Annotated in this window: 18 protein-coding genes and 2 pseudogenes; 13 read left to right on the top strand and 7 right to left on the bottom strand. The window is 32.2% G+C overall.

The window, feature by feature from the left end; translation table 11 throughout:
* Window positions 1-117 precede the first annotated feature (117 nt).
* The 7 genes and pseudogenes from I6U48_RS06840 to I6U48_RS06810 all read left to right on the top strand — a co-directional run.
* Window positions 118-642, top strand: a pseudogene (locus I6U48_RS06840) (MFS transporter); the annotation flags it as partial.
* A 282-nt stretch (window positions 643-924) separates the two neighbouring features.
* The gene (locus I6U48_RS06835) at window positions 925-1,233 is read left to right on the top strand and encodes a pyridoxamine 5'-phosphate oxidase family protein (RefSeq protein ID WP_218319669.1); all 309 of its coding nucleotides are present in this window, start codon (window positions 925-927) and stop codon (window positions 1,231-1,233) included.
* 68 nt (window positions 1,234-1,301) lie between these two features.
* Window positions 1,302-1,988: a Crp/Fnr family transcriptional regulator gene (locus tag I6U48_RS06830; RefSeq protein WP_218319668.1), complete on the top strand. Its 687-nt coding sequence runs from the start codon at window positions 1,302-1,304 to the stop codon at window positions 1,986-1,988.
* A gap of 237 nt (window positions 1,989-2,225) precedes the next feature.
* Window positions 2,226-2,660, top strand: coding sequence for a dUTP diphosphatase (gene dut, locus I6U48_RS06825; RefSeq protein WP_218319667.1), 435 nt, complete (start codon window positions 2,226-2,228; stop codon window positions 2,658-2,660).
* 311 nt (window positions 2,661-2,971) lie between these two features.
* Entirely contained in the window at window positions 2,972-3,385 is a 414-nt protein-coding gene (locus I6U48_RS06820; protein WP_218319666.1) for an MFS transporter, read from the top strand.
* Complete coding sequence (locus I6U48_RS06815) at window positions 3,382-3,639, top strand: hypothetical protein (RefSeq protein WP_218319665.1); 258 nt, start codon at window positions 3,382-3,384, stop codon at window positions 3,637-3,639. The genes I6U48_RS06820 and I6U48_RS06815 overlap by 4 nt, the downstream gene beginning before the upstream one ends.
* Window positions 3,640-3,748: 109 nt before the next feature.
* Window positions 3,749-3,928 (top strand): annotated as a pseudogene (locus tag I6U48_RS06810) (winged helix-turn-helix transcriptional regulator); the annotation flags it as partial.
* A 336-nt stretch (window positions 3,929-4,264) separates the two neighbouring features.
* On the opposite strand, the gene I6U48_RS06805 reads toward I6U48_RS06810, so the two are convergent.
* Together I6U48_RS06805 and I6U48_RS06800 are read right to left on the bottom strand one after the other, a co-directional pair.
* Window positions 4,265-5,410 carry a hypothetical protein gene (locus I6U48_RS06805; RefSeq protein ID WP_218319664.1) on the bottom strand — a complete coding sequence of 382 codons (1,146 nt, stop codon included), beginning with the start codon at window positions 5,408-5,410 and terminating at the stop codon, window positions 4,265-4,267.
* Between the two features lie 169 nt (window positions 5,411-5,579).
* Window positions 5,580-6,572, bottom strand: a complete 993-nt coding sequence (locus I6U48_RS06800) for an acyltransferase family protein (protein ID WP_218319663.1) — start codon at window positions 6,570-6,572, stop codon at window positions 5,580-5,582.
* A 266-nt stretch (window positions 6,573-6,838) separates the two neighbouring features.
* Here I6U48_RS06800 and I6U48_RS06795 point away from each other — a divergent pair, with 266 nt between their 5' ends.
* From I6U48_RS06795 to I6U48_RS06785, 3 genes are all read left to right on the top strand, one after another.
* Entirely contained in the window at window positions 6,839-7,609 is a 771-nt protein-coding gene (locus tag I6U48_RS06795; RefSeq protein ID WP_218319662.1) for an HpcH/HpaI aldolase family protein, read from the top strand.
* 110 nt (window positions 7,610-7,719) lie between these two features.
* Entirely contained in the window at window positions 7,720-8,460 is a 741-nt protein-coding gene (locus I6U48_RS06790) for an MBL fold metallo-hydrolase (protein ID WP_218319661.1), read from the top strand.
* Window positions 8,461-8,805: 345 nt separating this feature from the next.
* The gene (locus tag I6U48_RS06785) at window positions 8,806-9,597 is read left to right on the top strand and encodes an alpha/beta hydrolase (RefSeq protein WP_218319660.1); all 792 of its coding nucleotides are present in this window, start codon (window positions 8,806-8,808) and stop codon (window positions 9,595-9,597) included.
* 149 nt (window positions 9,598-9,746) lie between these two features.
* Here I6U48_RS06785 and I6U48_RS06780 read toward each other — a convergent pair whose 3' ends face one another.
* From I6U48_RS06780 to I6U48_RS06760, 5 genes are all read right to left on the bottom strand, one after another.
* Window positions 9,747-11,030 (bottom strand): glycoside hydrolase family 18 protein, encoded by a 1,284-nt coding sequence (locus tag I6U48_RS06780; RefSeq protein ID WP_218319659.1) that lies wholly within the window; start codon window positions 11,028-11,030, stop codon window positions 9,747-9,749.
* Between the two features lie 198 nt (window positions 11,031-11,228).
* Window positions 11,229-13,955: a formate dehydrogenase subunit alpha gene (gene fdhF, locus I6U48_RS06775; RefSeq protein WP_246615229.1), complete on the bottom strand. Its 2,727-nt coding sequence runs from the start codon at window positions 13,953-13,955 to the stop codon at window positions 11,229-11,231.
* Window positions 13,956-14,162: 207 nt separating this feature from the next.
* Complete coding sequence (locus I6U48_RS06770) at window positions 14,163-15,092, bottom strand: NADH-quinone oxidoreductase subunit G (RefSeq protein ID WP_218319658.1); 930 nt, start codon at window positions 15,090-15,092, stop codon at window positions 14,163-14,165.
* 13 nt (window positions 15,093-15,105) lie between these two features.
* Window positions 15,106-16,983 (bottom strand): NADH-quinone oxidoreductase subunit NuoF, encoded by a 1,878-nt coding sequence (nuoF, locus tag I6U48_RS06765; protein ID WP_376774535.1) that lies wholly within the window; start codon window positions 16,981-16,983, stop codon window positions 15,106-15,108.
* A gap of 6 nt (window positions 16,984-16,989) precedes the next feature.
* A complete protein-coding gene (locus I6U48_RS06760) occupies window positions 16,990-17,475 on the bottom strand; it encodes an NADH-quinone oxidoreductase subunit NuoE family protein (RefSeq protein ID WP_218319656.1) in 486 nt (161 codons plus the stop codon).
* A gap of 1,511 nt (window positions 17,476-18,986) precedes the next feature.
* Here I6U48_RS06760 and I6U48_RS06755 point away from each other — a divergent pair.
* The 3 genes from I6U48_RS06755 to I6U48_RS06745 all read left to right on the top strand — a co-directional run bounded on the left by I6U48_RS06755 (window position 18,987) and on the right by I6U48_RS06745 (window position 22,516).
* Entirely contained in the window at window positions 18,987-19,748 is a 762-nt protein-coding gene (locus tag I6U48_RS06755) for a DeoR/GlpR family DNA-binding transcription regulator (RefSeq protein WP_218319655.1), read from the top strand.
* Window positions 19,749-19,822: 74 nt separating this feature from the next.
* Window positions 19,823-20,839 (top strand): 4-hydroxythreonine-4-phosphate dehydrogenase PdxA, encoded by a 1,017-nt coding sequence (gene pdxA, locus I6U48_RS06750; RefSeq protein WP_218319654.1) that lies wholly within the window; start codon window positions 19,823-19,825, stop codon window positions 20,837-20,839.
* 381 nt (window positions 20,840-21,220) lie between these two features.
* Entirely contained in the window at window positions 21,221-22,516 is a 1,296-nt protein-coding gene (locus tag I6U48_RS06745; protein ID WP_218319653.1) for a four-carbon acid sugar kinase family protein, read from the top strand.
* The last annotated feature ends 18 nt before the right edge of the window (window positions 22,517-22,534 follow it).

Raw genomic sequence — 22,534 nt, 5'->3', positions numbered from 1 at the left:
TGAAGATTTTATTTTGCAGCTAAAAATTTGTTGTATAATCCCTTCAAAATGATTATACAACAAATCCTTGATTAAAAGGGCTTATTCACATTTTGTTAACTCATGCGTTTGCCCTGTTTAGCATATACTGGGTTATTGACAATACTTCCACTTTATTTTAAATATAAAAATTTATCTAACATCCAAGCCAGTCATCTTGTTACGATTATGCTTGCGGCTGGTGCATTTGGAGGCATAATTGGAGGCTTTATATCAGACTACTTTGGTCGAAAGAAGCTTATTATTGGTTCGCTTATACTTTCTACACCATTATTTTTTACTTTTCTGCTTACAAAGGGTATGATAAGCACAATATTTCTTGCATTAGCTGGCTCTGCACTTTTATCAAGCTTTTCTGTTACTGTAGTAGCGGCGCAGGAAGCTATACCAGAAAACAAGGCATTAGCTGCGGGATTAACAATGGGATTTGCTAATGGTTTAGGTGGATTAGTGGTTATTGTAATAGGTCGTATTGGAGATGTTTTTGGATTGACTTCTGCAGTTTCTATACTATTTATATTACCAATAATTGCAGGGTTTACAGGTATTTTCATGAAGAATCGCCCATCAGCTAGATTACAAAGACAAGCACAGCGAATTTGATTTTTTGTAATACCAAGTTCATAATAGGTATGTAATAATAAATAGTTATTAAAAGTAAGTAAATAATTAAAATATATTATATATAAAATCATAAGCGTAGAGGGTCTGCCGTACTTACCTAAGTGCGACAGCCCCTTTTTAAAAGTAAGGCTCTGTTGCACTAAATTTTAATTTTGTAAAGTATTTAGCATTTTATTCCACCCTACTATGCTATAATCTAACCAGTCAGAAGTATAATGGCAAATATAATCAATAAAATAAAATGTAAAGGGGTAAGAAAAAATGATTATTACTGATGAAATCAAAAATGTAGTTACAAAATCACCGTTTATTTCTATTACTACTATGTCACCAAAAGGCGAGCCGCATATGATTGTTGTAGGAAAGGGAGAAATCGTGGATGAAGATATGTTAAGCTTTGGAATTTATAAAATGGAAAAGACTCAGCAAAACATCAAAAATAATGATATAATGCAAGTAGTGGTTGCTACTACAGAAGGTGGACCAAAAGGATTTCGTCTTACTGGCAAAGCTTGTATAAGAGATTCTTCTGTTTTATTTAAGGCAGACAAAGCTGAGCCAATGATTTAATACTTAGATAATCTCAAATGATTTTATTTATCGAAAGGTAACCCGACTTATTTTTGGAGGTAATTTACATGAAAAGATGCATAGTTTGCTTAGCAGAATTAGATTTATTTCGTGGACTTGAAAGTGAGCAGTGTATAAAACTTTGCAATTGTACAGTAAAGAAAAAATTATCAAAAGGTGAGTCACTTTTCCATCAGGATGAATTTTCAAATGCAGTTTATCTCATTAAGTCGGGTAAGCTTAAATTAGTGCAAATAACTGAAGATGGTCATGAAGCTATTTTGGATGTTTGTGGCCCTGGCGAGATCCTCGGTGAACTATCTTTATATCAAGAGCAGAAAGAGGTATCTAGTGCTATTGCTATGGAAGAGGCAAAAATCTGTTGTTTTAGCAGACAGCAGTTTAGAACGTTAATTCAAGAGAATTCCTCTTTTGCTTTAAGAATAATCAGCTATCTTGGTAAAAAACGTTATGATAGTTTACAAAAATACGGAGAAGATACACGACAAACTGTAAAAGAAAAACTTTTATATCTCTTTTATCATTTTGCTAAAGAATATGGGGAAAGCAAAGGAGAAGAATTATTAATTGATATTATCATTACTCAACAAGAATTGGCAGATATGATTGGAGCTTCGCGAGTAATGGTGGGACAGGCAATTAAAGAATTGATAACATCAAATATTATAGGACGAGAAAAAAGATATTATACTTTAAAAAAAGATCCATGCCTTTGTAGGCATACATTCGAATAATGATTAGAATTCATTTCTGGCAATATAACTAGAGAACAAAAAATAGATTTAAGCGATACTTGAATTAAAGATTGTAATATTCAAGTATCGCTTTTATATGTATAGAATAAAGTTTCTAAATTTAATTTTATATATAAAATATGGAGAACAAATTATATAGAAATATAATAAAGAATAAAAACGATATGTTATAATAATACTGCATTAAATTTAAAATTACAGAATGGAGAGTTAGACATGATTGAATTAAAGGTTAAGAGAATAAATGAGGAAGCTAGGATGCCAGAGTATGCCCATGAGGGAGATGCTGGACTAGATTTGTTTTCAGTAGATGATTTAGTAATATTACCTGGAGAATCAAAACTTGTTAAAACAGGAATACAAATAGAACTGCCTAAGGAAACTGAAGCTCAAATAAGACCAAGAAGTGGATTAGCTTTAAAGAATCAAATAACAGTGCTAAATACCCCTGGAACAATAGATGAAGGATATAGAGGTGAAATAGGTGTTATATTGATTAATCATGGAAAGCAGGAGTTCCATGTAGAAAAAGGCATGAAGATTGCACAAATGGTTGTTAAACCTGTGTTTCGTGTTACCATAAAGGAAATAGAAGAACTTACAGATACATCAAGAGGAGAAGGTGGCTTTGGATCTACAGGGGTTAGGTAAGATTCGTTGCCATAATACATGTACAAATAGGATTCATTAAAGATAAATTGAAAATATAAAGGCAGTTACGGATATTACAAAATTGTTCTAATTTTCAATGTATTGTATACTATAAATTATAGATAATTATCTTTAATAAGCTTAACTGAAGAAACTTACAATAATAAGTAAGTTAGTATTATGAACTATATCTTAAAGGAGAAAAAAATAAATGTTCAGACCGATTTAATACACCTCAAATTATAGTATATTTTTAAATTAGCCTTTATAACAAGGTTTTTTTCCTATGTAATTTTGGGGGTGTATTAAAATTGAATAGAAAAGTTAACGTTTATTTAATGTACATTATCGTATTTTTACAGGGATTTGTTTTTTATGGACCTATTGCGACGGTGTATAGGCAAAATAGAAATTTATCTTTATCTAATATGTTTTTAATAGAGTCAATATCATGGGTATTAATGATTATTTTTGAAATCCCATGGGGATGGGCTGCAGATAAAATTGGGTATAAGAAGTCACTTGTTATTTCAAATTTTATATACTTCATATCAAAAATAGTTTTTTATAAAGCGTATTCCTTTGAAATGTTCCTTCTAGAACGAATACTATTATCAGTATCTTTAGCAGGAATCTCAGGATGCGATGTAGCTCTAATATATTCATCAGTTAAGCAAGAAGAGAGTGAAAAGGTATTTGGCAGATATGTGGCTGCGGAGCTATGATTTCTCCTATAGTTTTGGATATTGAAAATAAAAGCATTAAGACTACTGATAGGGCGACTCTTTTATCAGTGTTCGCTATTTTTGGAGATTTAACTAGTGCAGGAGTTAATGTAATTATTGGTAAGACAGCAGATATTTCTACGACATCAGCATTTATAACTTGTACAGCTATGTGTGTTTGCGCTTACGCATTATTGTTTGTCTATAGGAAAAAGGAGAGCCAAAAAATAAATGTAGAAGGTCAAGTTAACTAGTATAGAGAAGATTTTATAGAGCCGGTTAAAGTGATGAATGAGTCACTTTAACCGGCTTATTTTAAACACCTTTTCACATGAGTAATTAAGAATATCACTCATATAATAGCTGACCCAGCAGCTAAGAGAGATGGAGGAAGATGGTTTAGTTACTCGAAAAGCTTATGCTGAAATCCCACCAAGGGTTGAATACTCTCTTACAGAAGACGGGATGAGCCTAAAACCTATACTTGACTCGATGTGGGCATGGGGGAAACGATATAAGGAAAAATTAAATATTAATTTATAAACCTAAACATTATTTAACTGATAGTAACAATCAAATTGGAGAACCTTCGTGGAGAACTCCATCATGTAAAATTATTTTATAGCAAGGAGTTGTTACACTTATAGATATCTACACCAGACATTTAACTTATGTGCAGGGATATATTGATATTCTGGAAGGCACATTTAAATACTTTTGCTATAAGTCTTAGCTAAGTATTTTAGAAAGTCCTAGGACTATTTATGTGTTTGGGGTACGAGTTTATCAATGGTTCTTAGACTTTCAAAATACTGAACTTTAGACTTATAAAAAGTGTTTATTGTGTCGGAAGAATGCTAATATATCCCGAAGCATAAGTTAAGTGTCGGCCGTGATTTTCATCTTTTCTTTAGCTAAGTTAATTTTGTTTAGAATTTTAGGAATTTCCTTTGGATATAAAGTATTAATGAATTCTAAAGCATCTAAAGTATTGTCACTTGAGTGGATGATACTCCTTCTTTTGTTTGGAGGTTGATTCTTATTCAGTTCATTTCGAAGCTTTATTTTCAAAAGGAAATTTCCGTTTGACACATAAGGATAATACTTTTTATACATCTTGTCTAAAGGAATTGGATAGAAATCATAAGCTATAATTAGAACAGCTGGTTTTCCGCTTCCTCCATGTTTTCTCCATTTGTTATATCCCCAATCGCCTCCTCGCAAATTACATGTTGCCTTTTTCTTACGACTTTCATCAAGTTCATAAATATTTAGTATGTGTAAACCGTGGTTCTCTAACCACTTTATTATCCAATCAGTTAAGTTGTTTTCATGAGCCCATTCTCTAATGATAAATGCCATAATTTCACCTGTATTTTGCCTGTCATGGAGCTTTAAATAATATAAATTTTTTACCCAATTGCTTTTTTTAGAAAGCTTTTTTAGTACTAATAATTCTGGAGTCCAGTTGTTCTCATCCAAAAATTTTTGTAAACCAACCCACGTCAATTCCACGTTTATGCCGCACTGATTAATCATAGTACGGAGAGCTTTTGTATATTTATTATTGTGGACTAATTCACTATCTTCTTCTCTGATACCTCGAGGCAAACCTGAATTTTCTGCTTTATAATAAACAGCATGATAGGCTATACTTAGTAGGTAATGTTTAGTGCTAGGCACAAAATATTTATTATCCCATAGAATTCTTTCATTAAGCATTTCTTGTGCACAGTGACTAGGATAATAAGGTAGTTCATTGTAATCAGTTCCAGTCATGCCATTAATACTATAAATATTACATGCAATAGAATTATTTTTGCAATGGGGAGAAACATGCTTACTAATCTTAAATAAATCATCATCATGAACAAGTAAATCAATAGCTTCTCCTTTTCTAATTTTAGGAAATTTATCAAACCATCTCAATATAATATATTTAATCTGTTCCTGATTTAACAGTTTGAAAAAATCATCAAAACTTATAGAGCTAAGTATATACTGGCGTGTTTTCATTTCTATCATTTGATTCCCCCCAATGAATTACATTATTTCTAATCATAATATGCTGAATAAGAATTATTTGCTTTATTTTGATAAATGATTAGAAAGTTTCGCAATGATTCCTAGGGGTTTTAAATTATTAATCTATGCTCTTATAGAATTTCAATGGACAATTTTTAGATAATAAACCTTAGCTTACCTGCTTCAATATTTTAGGGTAAATTATCATATTAGCAATTTCATTTATCTTTTTGGAAGAAAGTATCACAACTATAAACAATGAAATTAACATAATGAATATTTTACTTGTAAAAGAATCTATATAATTAAAAAAGTTATATTTAACTAATAACTTAACAATAAATCCGTGAAATATATATACACTCATAGTTCTTGAACCTAACTTTGTAAAAATTAATTTTTTATTTGGAATTAAAGCTAACACACAAACAGATGTGATTATTGCTAGTATATACGTTAATATATCTATTATAAATTTAGGACAGCCAAAGCCATCTAATTGTGAGTATGGATAACTACCATAAAACCATCTATAGTCAATTTTAGAATTCATTAAATATATAAGTAACGAAACTGTTAATACCCCCAATAGTGCATGTACTTTTTTAATATGTACTCTTATAATATCCATGTATTCCTGTTTGCAAAAGTATCCCATTAAAAAATATGGAAAAAATGTTATGGTTCTTGATAAGCTTAAATAGTACCCAATATTATTATCGTATCCACTTATTATAGAAATAACAAATACTATTAATACTGAATATTTTATTTTGGAGAAATACGGAAGTGTTATACTCCAAGTAAAAAGTGAAAGAAGATACCACATAGTCCAATACGGATAGATGAGAGTAACTTCAAAATCTTGTGTTTTAAGTACATATATATTGAATATGGAATATAGCAGTTGAAAAATAATATATGGTACAAGAATATTGTTTATTTTGAAAAAAAATTTTTTATTATCATTTATGTTTTTGGAAAAGTATCCCGAAACAAAAACAAAAAGAGGCATATGAAAGGCATATATAAACATATATGCTGCTTTAATATTTTTATTTGAATCAATTAGGGGCTCTATAACATGTCCCATAACTACCAAAATAATTAATAATAATTTTAAGTTGTCAAAATAATAATTTCTACGTTTTTCTAAATTCATATGAAACTTCCTTTGCATAATAATATTTCTTTATTATTATACAAAAGTATTGTTACAATATTTTAATATATTTGTTAACGAATTAAGAATTAAACGAATAATGTTAATAAAAAATTCACATTTATAGCATGAGAATTTCAATATTGTAAAATATATTAAATTTTGACACAGGTATTTCCAATTTAGTACAATAAGGTAAAGGTTGTAATACTCAAATTATATCTAAAATGTGAAAATATTAATAGGTTTAAATAGGGGGAATACAAATGAATAATGAAATAATACAAAAACTAGAAAATGGTGAAAAAATTCTAGGAACTTTCCTAGAACTAGGAGGGTCCACTGCTGTGGAGTGTCTAGGACTTGCAGGCCTTGACTTTTTTATAATAGACACTGAGCATGGTCCCTTTGAGGTTGAAAGTTCAATGGATTTTATTCGTGCTGCTGAATTGCGTAAAATTGCACCTTTTGTTCGTATTAAGGATGCAACAAGACCTTCTGTCTTGAAAATGTTGGATATAGGTGCCCAGGCTCTAATTATTCCTTGTATTAATTCAGTGGAAGAGGTTAGAAAATTGGTTGAGTACGGAAAGTATTATCCTGTCGGAATGCGTGGGTTTGCTCCTACTCGTGCAGGTGGATTTGGCTTTGAGGATTTTGCTGAAGATATTAATAATTATTTTGATTTTTGTAATAGTCATACCATGATTATTCCACAATGTGAGACATTAGGCTGTCTAGAACATATTGAAGAAATTACTGCAATTAAAGGAGTAGATGGCATTTTTATAGGTCCTTATGATCTTTCTATTTCACTTAATAAACCTGGACAATTTAGTGATCCGGTGGTTGTTAATGCTATTGATCGTGTTGTAAAAGCTTGCAAATCATCAGGAAAATTTGCACTAATTTACGCAGGAAGTAAAGAATCGGCAAAAAAATATTTTCAAGAGGGTTTCGACGGTGTGGCTTATGATATGGATACTAGAGTGTATATTAATGCCTATAAAGATATAATTAAGAATATTAAGTCTTAAAATGAAAAGAGAAAGTATTGGGGAGAATATTAAGATGTCCAAAAATAATTATTTTTGCTTTATAGTTTAGAGTAATTAATTTATTTTAATTTTGTGGAGGGAAATAATAAATGAAAATTGAAAGTGGAATTTATATGCTTGAAATACCTGCTAATATAATGGGAATGGCGAGTGTCATTAATCCAACACTGATTTGGGATAAAGATTCATTGGTTTTGATTGATACTGGATTTCCAGGTCAGTTAAATCAAATTCGCGAATCATTTGAGAAAGAAGGTATACCATTTAGCAAATTAAATATGGTAATTTTAACCCATCAAGATATTGACCACATTGGAAGTGTTTCTGACATTTTGAAAGAGCTGCCTGGCAGGGTTAAAGTTTTTGCTCATGAGGAAGAAAAAGCATATATAAACGGTGAAAAAAAGCCTGTTAAACTTGCTAAGCTTAAAGACAGATTGGAGTATTTGCCTGATAATATGAAGATAATATATGAAAAATTAAAATCAGGTTTTGAAAACAGTAGAGTAAATGTAGATAAAACGTTAATTGATGGGCAGGAACTACCGTTTTGTGGAGGAATCACAGTTGTTTATACACCGGGGCATACACCGGGACATATTTGCTTATACATTAAACAGTGGAAGATTCTAATTGCTGGAGATATCCTTAGTGTAAAAGAAGGTTTGCTTGTTAGAGCAGACCAAGATATTAATTTTGATAATGAATTAAATATAAAATCCATAAAAAAATTAATGAAATATGATATTGAAACAGTAATTTGCTATCATGGAGGTATCTATAAAGGTGATGTCAAGAAACGTATAGCAGAATTGGTAAACGACCTATAACAATGATTCCTTACTCTCAGTAAAGTACAGTCGCATTCTAAAATTATAAAGCACTGTATTATTTAAATTTGAATTTTACAGTGTCTTTACATCATAACATATGCATAAAGGGATTAATAAATTCTAGTACAACTGCCCAGTAGGTTAATTAATAATGGGCAGTTAAGTATTTTAAAAAACTTATTGTTGTTTGAAATTAGTTTCTTTAAAATTATGCTGAATTTTAACAATACAATTCTTGAATTATATTGCAAATATAATTATCATAATACAAGTACGTTCTATTGTAAACAGCAAAATTATTCTACTAATTAAGCTCAAAATTTTAAATGGGGTGGTATAAAAATGAATAAATCAAAAATAGAAAAAGTGAATTTTTATAGCAATATACTTGGTAAAGAAATGCCAATGTTAGTGTATTTACCTGAAGGTTATAATAGTCTCACTCCTTTACCTGTATTATATTTTCTACATGGAAGAAGTGGAAGTGAAAATATAATGTTTGAGATGGAGATAAACACTAAAGCTGATCGAATGATAAAAGATGGAAAAATTAAGCCCATGATAATTGCATGTCCAAGAATTGAAAATAGTAGGGGAGTGAACTCGTCCTTAATCTGCAAGGAGATGATTGATTCTGAAGATAATAATAGAATCATAAATTTAGGAATGTATGAAGATTACTTTATGAAAGAGATAGTACCTTTAACGGATAAAACTTTCAATACTATAAAAGATAGAAGAGGAAGATATATAGGAGGGGCATCTGCTGGAGGGTATGTAGCTCTTCACAATACACTAAGACATCAGCATATGTTTTCAAAAGTAGGAGGACATATGCCTGCTTTGGAGCTGAAACTTGAAGAGGAAGACAAGCCGTATTATAAAGACATGGGTGCATGGGAAAAATATGATCCAATATATATTGCAAGAAATAATAATATTTCTTCTGGTATTGATGTCTATCTTGATGCTGGGGATAAGGACGAAGGTAAATTTTATGAAGGCTGCTCAATTTTACATAAAATATTAAAAGAAAAAGGGATAAATTCTCAAAATCATGTATTCTCTGGTAATCACAGTGCTCGATATATACAATTAAATATTGAAAAATATCTAAAATTTTATGGATGCTAATAATATATATAAACTATAAACAAAGGAAGGAAAATTAAAAGTACACGTTAATTTTCCTTCCTTGTAATGGAATTAATAAAAATACAAACACGTGGAGAAAATAACATTTCCTAGCGTAAGGTTATGAAGACTTTGAAATGTTTCATAAATTATCGTTTCACAACATTAAAATTATTTTCGATCAGCAGCCAGTTTTGTGGGAAAGGAATCCCAAGTTTCCAATAACTTACGCCTCTGAGACCAAGTTCCTTTACAAGGTCAAATTTCGCTTGAATTGATCTAGCATCTTCAAACCATACAGTATGACGTTTTCCACTTTCATCTGTATAATCAAAATGAGGAGCTTGCGCAGTAGTATCATAGCTTATTGGTACATTATGATCTGCTGCGAGTAGAATGGCATCCTGAGGACTTATTGCCTTTGCAATACTTCCTGGTACAAAAGGAAGTGTCCAATCATATCCATATAAGTTTTGTCCCATCATAATTTTGGAACCAGGCATTTCTGTTAAGGCATATTCAATAACCTGTCTAACTTGAGGCAGTGGAGATACGGGCATTGCCGGACCGCCACTGTAGCCCCATTCATAGGTCATTATGACAACGAAATCAGAAACCTGCCCATGAACCTTATAATCATGGGCTTCATACCATTCACCTACTTGTGTTGAGCTTGTTTTTGGTGCCAAGGCAGTAGACATTAATAAACCCTGTGCACTTAATCTTGCTTTAGCTTTTCTTAAGAAAGCATTATAGCTTACTCTTAGTTCACGAGGCAAATGTTCCATATCGAAATGTATATCTTTAAAGTTAAGTCGCTTTGCTGTGGCGATTATATTGTCAAGTAGAGTATTTTGTAATTGTTCGTTTGTTAGAATAAGTCTTCCTAAATCTGTACTAAATTGACCTTGCTCAAGATTAGTAACTGCCATCAATAGAGTTGCGCCGCTATTCTCTGCAATTCGTTCAAAATTATTTAGAGGAGGCTCTTTTAAGGTTCCATCCCTTTGAATCTGGAAGCTAAAAGGTGCTAGGTAAGTTAAATGTGGTGCTGCGCTTCGAGCAGACTGTTCCAATTGAGGGGAAACTCTTCCAGCTATTGGCTCTACATATGCGTTTATCTCTGCACTTCTTCTGGGCGTTGGAGGAATATATAATCTAAATCCAACGGAGAGGGGAGTGTTGGGTGATATTCCGTTAATCCTCGCAAGAGTCATATAATTTACTCCAAAGCTTTTTGCAATACTGTATAAACTGTCTCCTGGTTGAACCGTATAGAAGCTTCCTATAATAGGAATTACCAACGCTTGACCTACTACTAGCTGGTTAGGATTTGGAAGTTCATTTGCTCCCACAATTGCACCAACTGTTGAATTATATGTTCGTGCAATATCAAATAGAGATTGCCCTGCTTGAACAACATGAATTTGCATAATATCTCCTTTCACGTGCGGAATCTATCCATTACTATTGTATGAATTAGAAGGAGAATTGTACCTCTTTTTTTCTGTTCTAAGATAGATTCGAAGAAAATTATGGAAAATTTAATATTTATTTTGTATAACACTGTTGTAAATAAAGTTGGGGTGAAGGACCTTAGTTAGTCTCTCACCCCGACATTTCAATTATTTTTAAGCATTTAATCTTTCTGACATTTCTTGAGCTAATGTTCCACTTGGAACCTTTTCTACCTTTATTCCTGCAATCTTATATTCTCCGGTCTTTGTTATAGGGTCACCTTCGCCATTTGTAAGTTCGTTAACAGGCGATTCCCAGTAATGGAAAGTCATAAACAAAGTCCCAGGCTTTACTCTATCTGTTATCGTAACTTTTGTAACAACAGAACCTCTCCTTGAAGTTACTCTGATTTCATCTTCTTCTTTAAGCTCAAGTTTTACAGCATCAACAGGGTTGATTTGAGCAAGTTCGTGTGGTCTCAAAGTATCAAGAGTCTTTGAAAATCTAGTGGTAATATTATAATGAAATAGCATTCTACCTGTATTAAGCAGCATTGAGTACTCTTCATCAGGAGTCTCTGCTGAAGGTCTGTATTCAATCGCTTGAAGCTTACCTAGCCCACGTGTAAACTTTCCCTGGTGAAGGAACTTAGTTCCAGGATGGCTAGTTGTTGGACATGGCCATTGAATACCATCCTTATCTATCCTATCATAAGATATACCAGCAAAATTAGGAGCAACTTCTCTAATTTCATTCCAAATGTCTTCAACACATTTATAATTAAATTTATAGTCACTTATGCGGTTGGCTATATCTTGAACTATCTCCCAATCAAGTCTACACTCACCAGGAGCATCTACAGCTTTTCTTACCCTCTGAACTCTTCTTTCAGTATTAGTGAAAGTACCATCCTTTTCAGCATAGCAGGTAGCAGGTAGGAATACATCTGCAAGCTTTGCTGTTTCTGAAATATAAAGATCTTGAACAACAAGAAAATCAAGAGACTTCAATCCGTGCTTTACATGATTGGCATCAGGGTCAGTAAGAACAGGATCTTCTCCCATTATATACATTCCTTTAAGCTTTCCTTCTACAGCTGCTTGGAACATTTCAGGAATCTTCAAACCTACTTTATCATCAAGCTTTTCAACTCCCCATGCATTTCTGAAAAATTCATTAGCAACAGGATCAAAAACATTTTTGTATCCAGGAAAGTTGTTTGGAAGGGCTGCCATATCACATGCTCCTTGAACATTGTTTTGTCCTCTTAAAGGATTAACACCAGCATTTTCGATACCAACATGACCTGTAACCATCGCAAGGTTTCCAAGGCTCATAACATTGTCAGTACCATGAGTATGCTCAGTTATACCAAGTGTGTAGAATATACCCGCTTTTTCAGTAGTAGCATAAAGTTTTGCAACTTTATATAACATATCCTCTGATATTCCAGTCATTTTGCTGACATAATCAGGAGGATATTTCTTAACATTTTCAGCCATTTCTTCATAGCCTTCACATCTTTCCTTGATATACTCAGTAGCTTGCCAGTTGTTTTCAATAATTATATTAATAAGTCCATTTACCAATATAACGTCTGTTCCAGGATTTAACTGAAGGAAATAAGTGGCATAATCAGCAATCTCTGTACGTCTTGGATCTATAACAATAAGTTTCTTACCATTTCTAGCTGCTCTTTTCATTTTGTTTCCGATTATAGGATGCGCTTCTGTAGTATTTGATCCTATTATAAATAGTACATCATTACCTTCTATTTCACCAATAGAGTTAGTCATAGCTCCGCTTCCAAATGAAGTTGCCAGACCGGCAACTGTAGGAGCATGTCAGGTTCGGGCGCAGTGGTCTACATTATTGGTACCTATTGAAACTCTAAATAATTTTTGTAATATATAGTTATCTTCATTTACACAGCGTGCTGAGCTTAATCCGGCAAGGGCATTAGGGCCAAAGGTTTCTTTTATTTCCTTGAACTTACTGCCCACAAGGTCTAGAGCCTCTTTCCAGGTTGCCTGAGCAAATTTTCCATTTTTCTTTATAAGTGGAGTTGTTATTCTATCCTTATGATACATGAAATCTGCATGATAACGTCCCTTAACACAAAGTGAACGCCCGTTTACAACCGCTTCATCAGTAGCGGTTACTCCAATTACTTTTCCATTCTTTACATTTAAATCGAAAGTGCAGCCTGTTCCGCAGAAAGGACATGTTGTTCGAACCTTTTTAATTTCCCAAGGTCGAGTTCCTTTTAATTGTTTATGAACAAGTGCTCCCGTTGGACATATTTCAACACACTGTCCGCAGAGTCGGCAGTTATCAGTGCTTATAGGCTTATCAAAAGCTGTAGTTATTTTTGTATCAAAACCTCTTCCAGTAAAATCAATTACTGAACTAACTTGAATTTCCTTGCATACATTTACGCATTTTCCACATAGAATGCATTTGTTTGGATTCCTTTCATAGCAAGGATTTTCACTGTCGATTGGAAGGTTCTTTTTTGCACCATTTTTAAAGGTAGTTCCTTTTACATCATAACGATAACTGTATTCCTGAAGCTTGCACTTACCAACCTTTTCACAGGTAAGACAATCCATAGGATGATTAGCCAAAAGAAGATCTAGAATGTTTCTTCTTGACTCAATAACCTTTGGAGATTCAGTTTGAACAACCATTCCGTCTTTTACTTCTGTTGAGCATGATGCAACAAGAGTTCTTGAACCTTCAACTTCAACTACACAAATTCTACATCCGCCAAATATCGTAAGATCTTTGTCATAACATAGGTTAGGAATATCTATATCAATTCCTTGGGCAGCCTGCATAATTGTGGTACCCTTTGGAACTGTTACACTTTTGTCGTTAATAATTAGTGTAACCATCATTTTTTCCTCCTTCTAGTAAATTGTTAACTCAAATTTCGCACATACAAAATTTTTATGAGAAGACAATTGTCCTCTGTCCTCTAAAAAGTTGAGTTGTTAAATATTTAAGTTACTTTAGCATAAATGAAACTCCTCTTCCTTACGTCAGATGAGTAAGCGACTATCACAAAATCACAGATTTGGGATATCTGCTTAAAAGAAATATTTCTATCTTTTTTCTAGGGATATAATCTTTTCGACTATTTCATTTAATTCTAATGCTTCGGACCAAGTTGACTCTACGAATTTACCATCTTTTTTAATATACGGCTTTTTAGGATCATCAAGATATTTAAGTTCATTTCCAAGCTTACCCTTTAGGCATAATGGTCTGCCTTTGTCAGGGCTTTTAGCAGTAACATAGACAACTTTTTTACCCCTCATTCCAACTTCAAAATTGCAGCCATTGTCACAGAAAGCACAAGTTATAGTTTTAGTCTCAATGTCCCAAGACCTTCCTGTACCTAGAGCCCTTTTATCCATTAAGGCTCCAACTGGACATACAGTTACACACCTGTAGCAATGAACACAGGATGAGTCTTCGTAGGGAATATCGAAAGAGGTAACGACCTTTGTAGCAATTCCTCTATTGGCAAAGGTAAGAACTCGCCTTTCGCTTACTTGACTGCAGCTTCTCACACATTTTCCACAAAGTATGCACTTGTTCATATCTCGTACTATATATGGATTCTTGTCTTCTATGGCATAATTGTGCCTCTCACCATCGTGATCCTGGAAATTTACAACGTATTTATAAGCATATTCTTGAAGCTTGCATGAACCAGCTTTTTGGCAAGTCAGGCAGTCATTCGGATGGTTAGCAAGAAGAAGTCTTAATATATTTCTTCTTGCTTCAACTACCTTTTCACTTTCAGTGTGAACAACCATTCCATTAGAAACTGGAGTTGTACAAGAGGCTACAAGATTTCTTGCGCCTTCAACCTCAACCACGCAGATTCTGCATCCTCCATAAAGCTCAAGGGAAGGGTCATAACAAAATGTAGGAATATCAAACCCAAGTTCTGCTGCAGCTACAAGAATTGTAGTGCCTTCTTTAACCTTGGTTTGTTTACCATTGATAGTTAAACTTATACTCATATCATTTCACCTACTAACCTTTTTTTATTGCTTTGAATGGGCACTTTTCAAAACAAGTTCCACATTTTACACAATCTTTCTGGCTTATTACAAATGGTGTCTTTTTAACTTCTCCCTGGATACAGCCAATTGGGCAAGCTTTTGCACATATTCCGCACATTTTGCACTTATCTTCGGTGATCTCGTATCTAACAAGTGATTTGCAAGCTCCTGCAGGACATCTCTTTTCATTAATGTGAGCTTCATATTCATGTCTAAAAAATTTAATTGTTGAAAGAACAGGATTTGGAGCAGTTTGTCCAAGTCCGCAAAGAGAAGTTGACTTGATAGTATTCGCAAGTGATTCAAGTCTTTCAATATCTCCTTCTTCACCTTTTCCTTCAGTAATTTTCTGAAGAAGCTCAAGCATTCTCTTTGTACCTTCTCTACAAGGAGTACACTTACCACAGGATTCATCAACTATAAACTCCAGGAAAAATCTTGCAATGTCAACCATGCAATTATCTTCATCCATAACGATCATTCCACCTGAACCCATCATTGATCCAAGAGCTATTAGTGTGTCATATTCGATTGGAGTATCAAGATGATCTTGAGTTAAACATCCGCCGGAAGGCCCTCCTGTTTGAACAGCCTTGAATTCTTTTCCCTTTGGGATTCCTCCGCCTATATCATATATAACATGTCTTAGCGTTGTTCCCATTGGAATTTCAACAAGACCAGTATTTTTTACTTTACCGCCAAGTGCAAATACTTTTGTACCTGTACTTTTCTCAGTTCCCATTGATTTAAACCAGTCTTTTCCCTGTAATATTATTTGAGGAATATTAGCTAGTGTTTCAACATTGTTTATAATAGTTGGCTTACCCCATAGACCCTTAACCGCTGGGAATGGTGGTCTAGGCCTTGGCATACCTCTTTTACCTTCGATTGAGTTTAAAAGAGCGGTTTCTTCTCCGCATACAAAGGCTCCTGATCCAAGTCTTACATCTAAATCAAAATTAAACCCACTTCCAAATATGTTTTCTCCAAGAATTCCATATTCTTTTGCTTGCTTTATTGCTATTTTAAGTCTTCCTACAGCTATTGGATACTCAGCTCTAACATAGATAAAACCTTGAGTAGCTCCTATAGCATATCCAGCTATAGCCATAGCCTCCACAACAGCTTGAGGATCTCCTTCAAGTATTGATCTGTCCATGAAGGCACCGGGATCTCCTTCGTCAGCATTACATATTATATACTTTTGATTTGCAACTTGACTTGCAGCAAATTGCCACTTAACACCTGTTAAGAAACCTCCGCCTCCACGACCTCTAAGACCAGATTCTCTTATTGTATCAATAACTTCTTGAGGTTTCATTTCAAGTAAAGCTTTTTCTAGTGCTTCATATCCATCACGAGCTAGATATTCATTAATGCACTCTGGATCGATAACGCCACAATTTCTAAGTGCCACTCTGTTTTGACTTCTATAGAAGCCCATTTCTCTGAAAGGTTTTATTTCACCATCATCAACTGTTTCTGGGCAAAGAAGCTCCTTTACAGGTTCTCCATTTACAAGGTGTTTTGCAACAATTTGAGGAACGTCCTCTATTTTAACTCTACTATAGAAGGAACCTTCTGGATATACGATTACTATTGGCCCAAGTTCACAAAGACCAAAGCATCCTGTTCTTACTGTAACGGCCTTGTCTTGTATTCCATTCTTTTCGATTTCTTCATTGAAGCAATTAAGAATGCTCATTGATTCTGATGATGTACATCCAGTACCACCACAAATCAAAATTTGCCTTTTGCCTCCATCTTCACTTCCGTTTCTAGCTTTTATTTGTTCAAAAACTTCTTTTCTAATTTGTTCAAGCTCTAATCTACTCTTCAATTCATCCACCTCCAATTATTTTCTGTACTCTTTCAGTATTTTTGGAACATCGTCTGGAACAAGTCTTCCATATACTTTGTCGTTTATAGTAATAACTGGAGCAAGGCCACAAGCTCCAAGGCATCTTGTTGCTTCTAATGTGAATTTTCCATCTGCTGATGTTTTGTTAACATCAATGTTAAGTTCTTCGCTAAGTCTGTCAAGTATTGCTTTTGAACCCTTAACATAGCAGGCAGTTCCTAGACAAACTCTTATAACAGTTTCTCCCTTTGCCTCTAATGAAAATAATGAATAGAATGTAGAAACACCGTATATTTCTGCCTTAGGGATATTAAGCTCTTTAGATATGAAATCTTGTACATCGCTGTCTACACATCCGAATATTTCTTGAGATTTTTGCAGAACAGGCATTAGATTTCCATCTACATTTCTAAGTTCTTCAATAGTTTCTTTTAGTTCATCGAATTTTTCCTGCATACATTTACAATTATTGCATGACATAATTCTACCTCCTAGTTAATATTATTTTGTAACATTTAATAGAAAACGTATTTATTCCCTATAGAACATTACTTGTAAGCTTTTTAATGCTGTTCTTAAATTTAGGATCATCCTATCTGGTATTTCTTGTATCGTGACGTATAAATTTCTATCAAATATTTTAAAGTGCTATTAACTTTAAAGTTATTAATTAAAGAGATGGTATGAATGAACAATTGTGTGCGGATCTAACTTTGATTTCTACAAGAAATGATTTTATTTTTAATACATCTTTATTGTAGCATATTTTTGAAGAAAAAATTTGTCTTTTTGTGCGTTGCATATTATTAAATTTACATATATCAAGAAAATAAATTGTTTTATTCTGAAAATTTTGTAGAATTATTATAAAAATCTAAATATATAAAATTAAATAAGTGATAAAGTGGGGATGTTTGTAAAAAAATATTATTTTATAATTATATGGATATGCAATTATAAATGCTTTAAATCTGCATTATTCACAATATACTAAAAGTTATGTTGAATGTGGCTAAAGCATTAAATTTATAAAGTTTTAGATTTCACCTAAAAGAAATGAAAAATGAATACAAAAAGTTTTAAATTTGTTATATTTTATTAAAAAATCAAATAAACATATAGAAAAGACTTTTTGTAATGAATAATTCCGGATGAAAATGTATTAAATTTTAATAGAAAAATTAAAATATTAATCTTTGACGTATATAAATCTTTTATTTTTGTTATCAATTTCCTAGCATTATAATATGTACATTGAACAAAATAATAAGGTTAAATTATGAAATAATTTTAATTTAAGGAGGAATAAATGTTATGAGCAGGAATGATGATTCTTCTACAAATCAAGGAAAAAAGCAAAAAAAAGAAAATGGCTCTGGAACTAAAGCTGTTAAGAAGCATAAAAAAGGATGATATTAAGATTAATGTAAAACTAATTTAATGCTTTAGTAGAGAAGATAAAAATAATCTCGCTGACGCATTACTTAAATCAGTAAAAAATGCTGCGGTATTCATTAGAGTCAGCAGGGATATATACGAATTGTAATCAACCCAATTTCTAAAGATATTTATATTGTAACAATACAAATGGAATTAATAACTCGAAATCAATTGAAAGAATATATCCATTAATTAGATAAGAAATTATAAAAATACATCCATAAGCTTCACAATTTGTGAGGCTTATTTTATTGATAAAATGCAGGTGTAATAAAACATTTTGGAAAATTAATATTTTTGTTATACAGAAGGCTAGCTTTAGGAAAATTTAAAGTAAGGTTTTATATAATACGTGTAAAAATAAATTGAATAACAGTATTTTATTTGATTTATAGTGATTATAATATGGCTATTTTTTAAATTATTTAGAAATTTTTATTGTTCTTATAAAAGAAACTAATTGAAACATATTGAAACTAATTGAAACATATGATACTATTAAACTACATTAAAAAAAGATTTTCACAAATTAATCATCAGCGGAGGATATTATGTTTGCTTTGGAAAGAAGAGAAAAAATTTATGACTATATTTTAAGAAATGGAAATGTAACTGTGTTAGAGTTATCAAAAAAATTAGAAGTTTCCGAAGTAACAATTAGAAAAGATTTATCTTTTCTAGAAAAAAAAGGCCTTATAGATAGGACTTTTGGTGGGGCAATGGTTAAAAGTCCAATAATCAAAGAACAAAATTATTTAGAAAAAGAAAAATATATGATTAATGAAAAAAATTTAGTAGGACAAAAAGCTGCTGGATTTGTAAAGCCAAGTTCCACAATTATATTAGATGCTGGAACAACTATAATGGAACTGGCTAAGAATATAGTGAATATTGAAGATTTAAAGGTTATTACTACTGATTTAAAAATTGCTCTTTTTTTAAGTGATTTTTCCAATATAGAAGTTACTCTAATTGGTGGAAAGGTTTCCGTAAAGTCAAAGGAATGCATCGGTGTTGAAACCTGCAATATTGTTGAAAAATATAATGCAGATGCTTGTTTTTTATGCTGTGATGCTTTCGATGGAAATGGTAACTTCATGACAACTAGTATTGAAAAAATGTATTTAAAACATACTTTTATGGAAATTAGTGAAAAGTCCTTTATGTTAGCTACCAGCGATAAATATGGTAAGAAAAGCATGATAAAAGTAACTACTGCCCATAAGTTAACAGGGATAATTATTGACAAACAATCGCCAAAATTAATTAAAGACTTTGATAAAATTGATGTTGATAATTGTGTATTTGTATAAACAACGTTAGGTTAGTTAACCGGCAAAACCGGTTGATTAATATATAAAATATAAGTTAAGAAAGAGGAGATAAGATGACTAAACCAATTATTGCAGTTACACTAGGAGATCCAGCAGGTGTAGGACCTGAAATTGTAGTTAAAGCTTTAAAAAGTAAAGAAGTTTATGATGTATGCAATCCACTTGTAGTAGGAGATAAGGGAGTTTTAAGCAAGGCAATAGAGATAACAAATGTTGCACTAGAGCTAAATGCTGTTTCTAAACCCAGCGAAGGTAAGTATACCTTTGGAACTTTAGACTTTATCGATTTAAAAAACATTGATATGTCGACGTTAGAATATGGTAAAGTTCAAGCACAATGCGGACAAGCCGCCTACGATTATCTTGCTTATTCAATAAAGTTAGCATTAAATAAGGAAGTAGCAGCTATTGCAACAACACCTTTAAATAAAGAATCCTTTAAAGCAGCAGGTGTTCCTTACATAGGACATACAGAGGTTTTAGAAGGCTTAACTAAGGTTTCGGATCCTTTAACAATGTTTGAGGTAAAAGGTTTAAGAACATTCTTTTACAGCAGACATGTTTCTTTAAGAAATGCTTGCGATTTAATTACACAAGAGGGAGTTGAGAACTTTATTGTTCGTTGTGAAGAGGCATTAAGAGTATTAGGAATTGAAAAACCTCATATGGCTATTGCAGGTCTTAATCCTCATTGTGGAGAACATGGTCTTTTCGGTGATGAAGAAGTTAAATACATATATCCAGCAGTTGAAAATTGTCGTAAAAAAGGTATTGATATTAATGGACCAGTTGGTGCTGACTCAGTTTTCTCTCAAGCACTAAATGGAAAATATGATGCAGTTCTTTCTCTTTACCATGATCAAGGACATATTGCTACAAAAACTGTAGATTTTGAAAGAACAATCTCATTAACTAATAATATGCCATTCTTACGTACTTCTGTAGACCATGGAACAGCTTTTGATATAGCTGGAACAGGAAAAGTAAGTGCTATCAGCATGATAGAAGCTATTCTACTTGCTGCTAAGTATGGACCAAAATTTTTAATTGAAAGTGATAAAAACAATTAATATTGTTTTGTAAAAAAGAAATGAGTGGTTTGTTTTTAATCTTAAATAAGTTTTTAGGCAAACAAAAACCTCCATTTGTTAGAATAGAAAAGACTCCCAATCTAATCTACTAAACAAAAAGAGGCCTATCCAGATGGATAAATAATTATTTAACATAAACAGTTTAGCACAGATAAAGTGTAATTGTAAATATATCATTGTGTTTTTACAGCCTAGGAAAAGCCCCAATATATGTCTTCAGGTTAGAACTTGATAATAGATTTTAAGTAATTAAAAAATAATGACTAATCTGCAAGACATTTATTTGAAAAGTAATGTAAGCGTTTAAAATTTAACAATGTATTTAAAATTAAGTGATTATTATGAAAAGGAGAAATCTATATGTTAAGAACAGTAATTATTGCGGATGATTTAACTGGAGCTAATGATACAGGTGCGATATTAGCGCAAGATGGTCTAAAAGTAGGAACAATATTAAAAACTTCAGATATGGATAAATTTGATAATTTTGATGTGCTATGCATTAGTACAAATAGCAGAGGAATTTTACCTGCTGATGCTTATGAAAGAGTTAAAAATGCTGCAAACCTATTTGAAAATAAAGAAGGAATATTCTTCAGCAAAAGAATTGATTCAACTTTGAGAGGAAATGTTGGTGCGGAAATTGATAGTATTATTGAAACTTTAGGTGACGGAACTGTAGCTATCGTAGTTGCTTCTTTTCCAAATTCAGGTCGTGTAAGCATAGGAAATATTTTATTAGTTAATGGAGTGCCTGTTGAAAAAACAGAAGTTGCAAAAGATCCCACTTCACCTGTTAAAACTTCTAAAATAACAGAAATAGTTGAAAAACAAAGCAAATATTCTGTAGCATATATTTCTTTAGATAAGGTATTAAAAGGTTCAAGTGTTATAAAAGATGAAGTTCTAGAAAAGGCGAAAAATAACAGGGTTATCGTAATGGATGCTCAGACAATAAATGATATTGATGAAATTGCAAAGGGATGCGTTGAAAGTAAATTAAAATTTGTAGCTATTGACCCAGGCACATTTACTGCATCCGTTGCAAAAGTAATTTGTAAAAAGGATGAGAAAGTAAAAAATATAGGTAAGGTACTATGCGGTATCGGTAGTGCAAGTAACTTAACAAGAGAACAGGTAAACTTTTTAAAAGCAAAAAGCGATCCTCTAGTTGTAAAAACAAATACAGTTGATTTCTTAAACAATGAACTTAAAGAAAAAGAAATTGATCGTGTTGTAAATGAAATTCTAGAAAAGGAAAAGGATTATAGTGTTTTAGTTGTTACAACAACTCTTGATGAAAAGGACGTAATAGATTTTTCAGAGGTCAAAAATACATATGGTTTAAGTAAAAAAGAATGCGCTAACATAGTAACAGATGCTATTGCCTCAATAATTTATAAAGTAACAGATAAGTTAGGAGATAAAATCGGAGGCATTTATGCTTCAGGTGGTGATGTTTCAGCGGATTTTTGTAATAAGATAAAGGCAGTTGGATTTGATGTAAAGGATGAAGTTATTCCACTAGCTATATATTCAAGAATAATTGGTGGAGTTTTTGAAGGAATGCCAATAGTAACTAAGGGCGGATTAGTAGGAACAAAGGACACCTTAATTAAGTGCGTTGATTATTTGAAGGCGAGGATAGCTGAATAATAGTATTAGAAAAATTAA

This window comes from Clostridium thailandense (assembly GCF_019207025.1).
Taxonomy (GTDB): domain Bacteria; phylum Bacillota; class Clostridia; order Clostridiales; family Clostridiaceae; genus Clostridium_AM; species Clostridium_AM thailandense.
The sequence above is the reverse complement of the archived record's forward strand: the minus strand, read 5'-3'. Positions and strand labels throughout refer to the sequence as shown.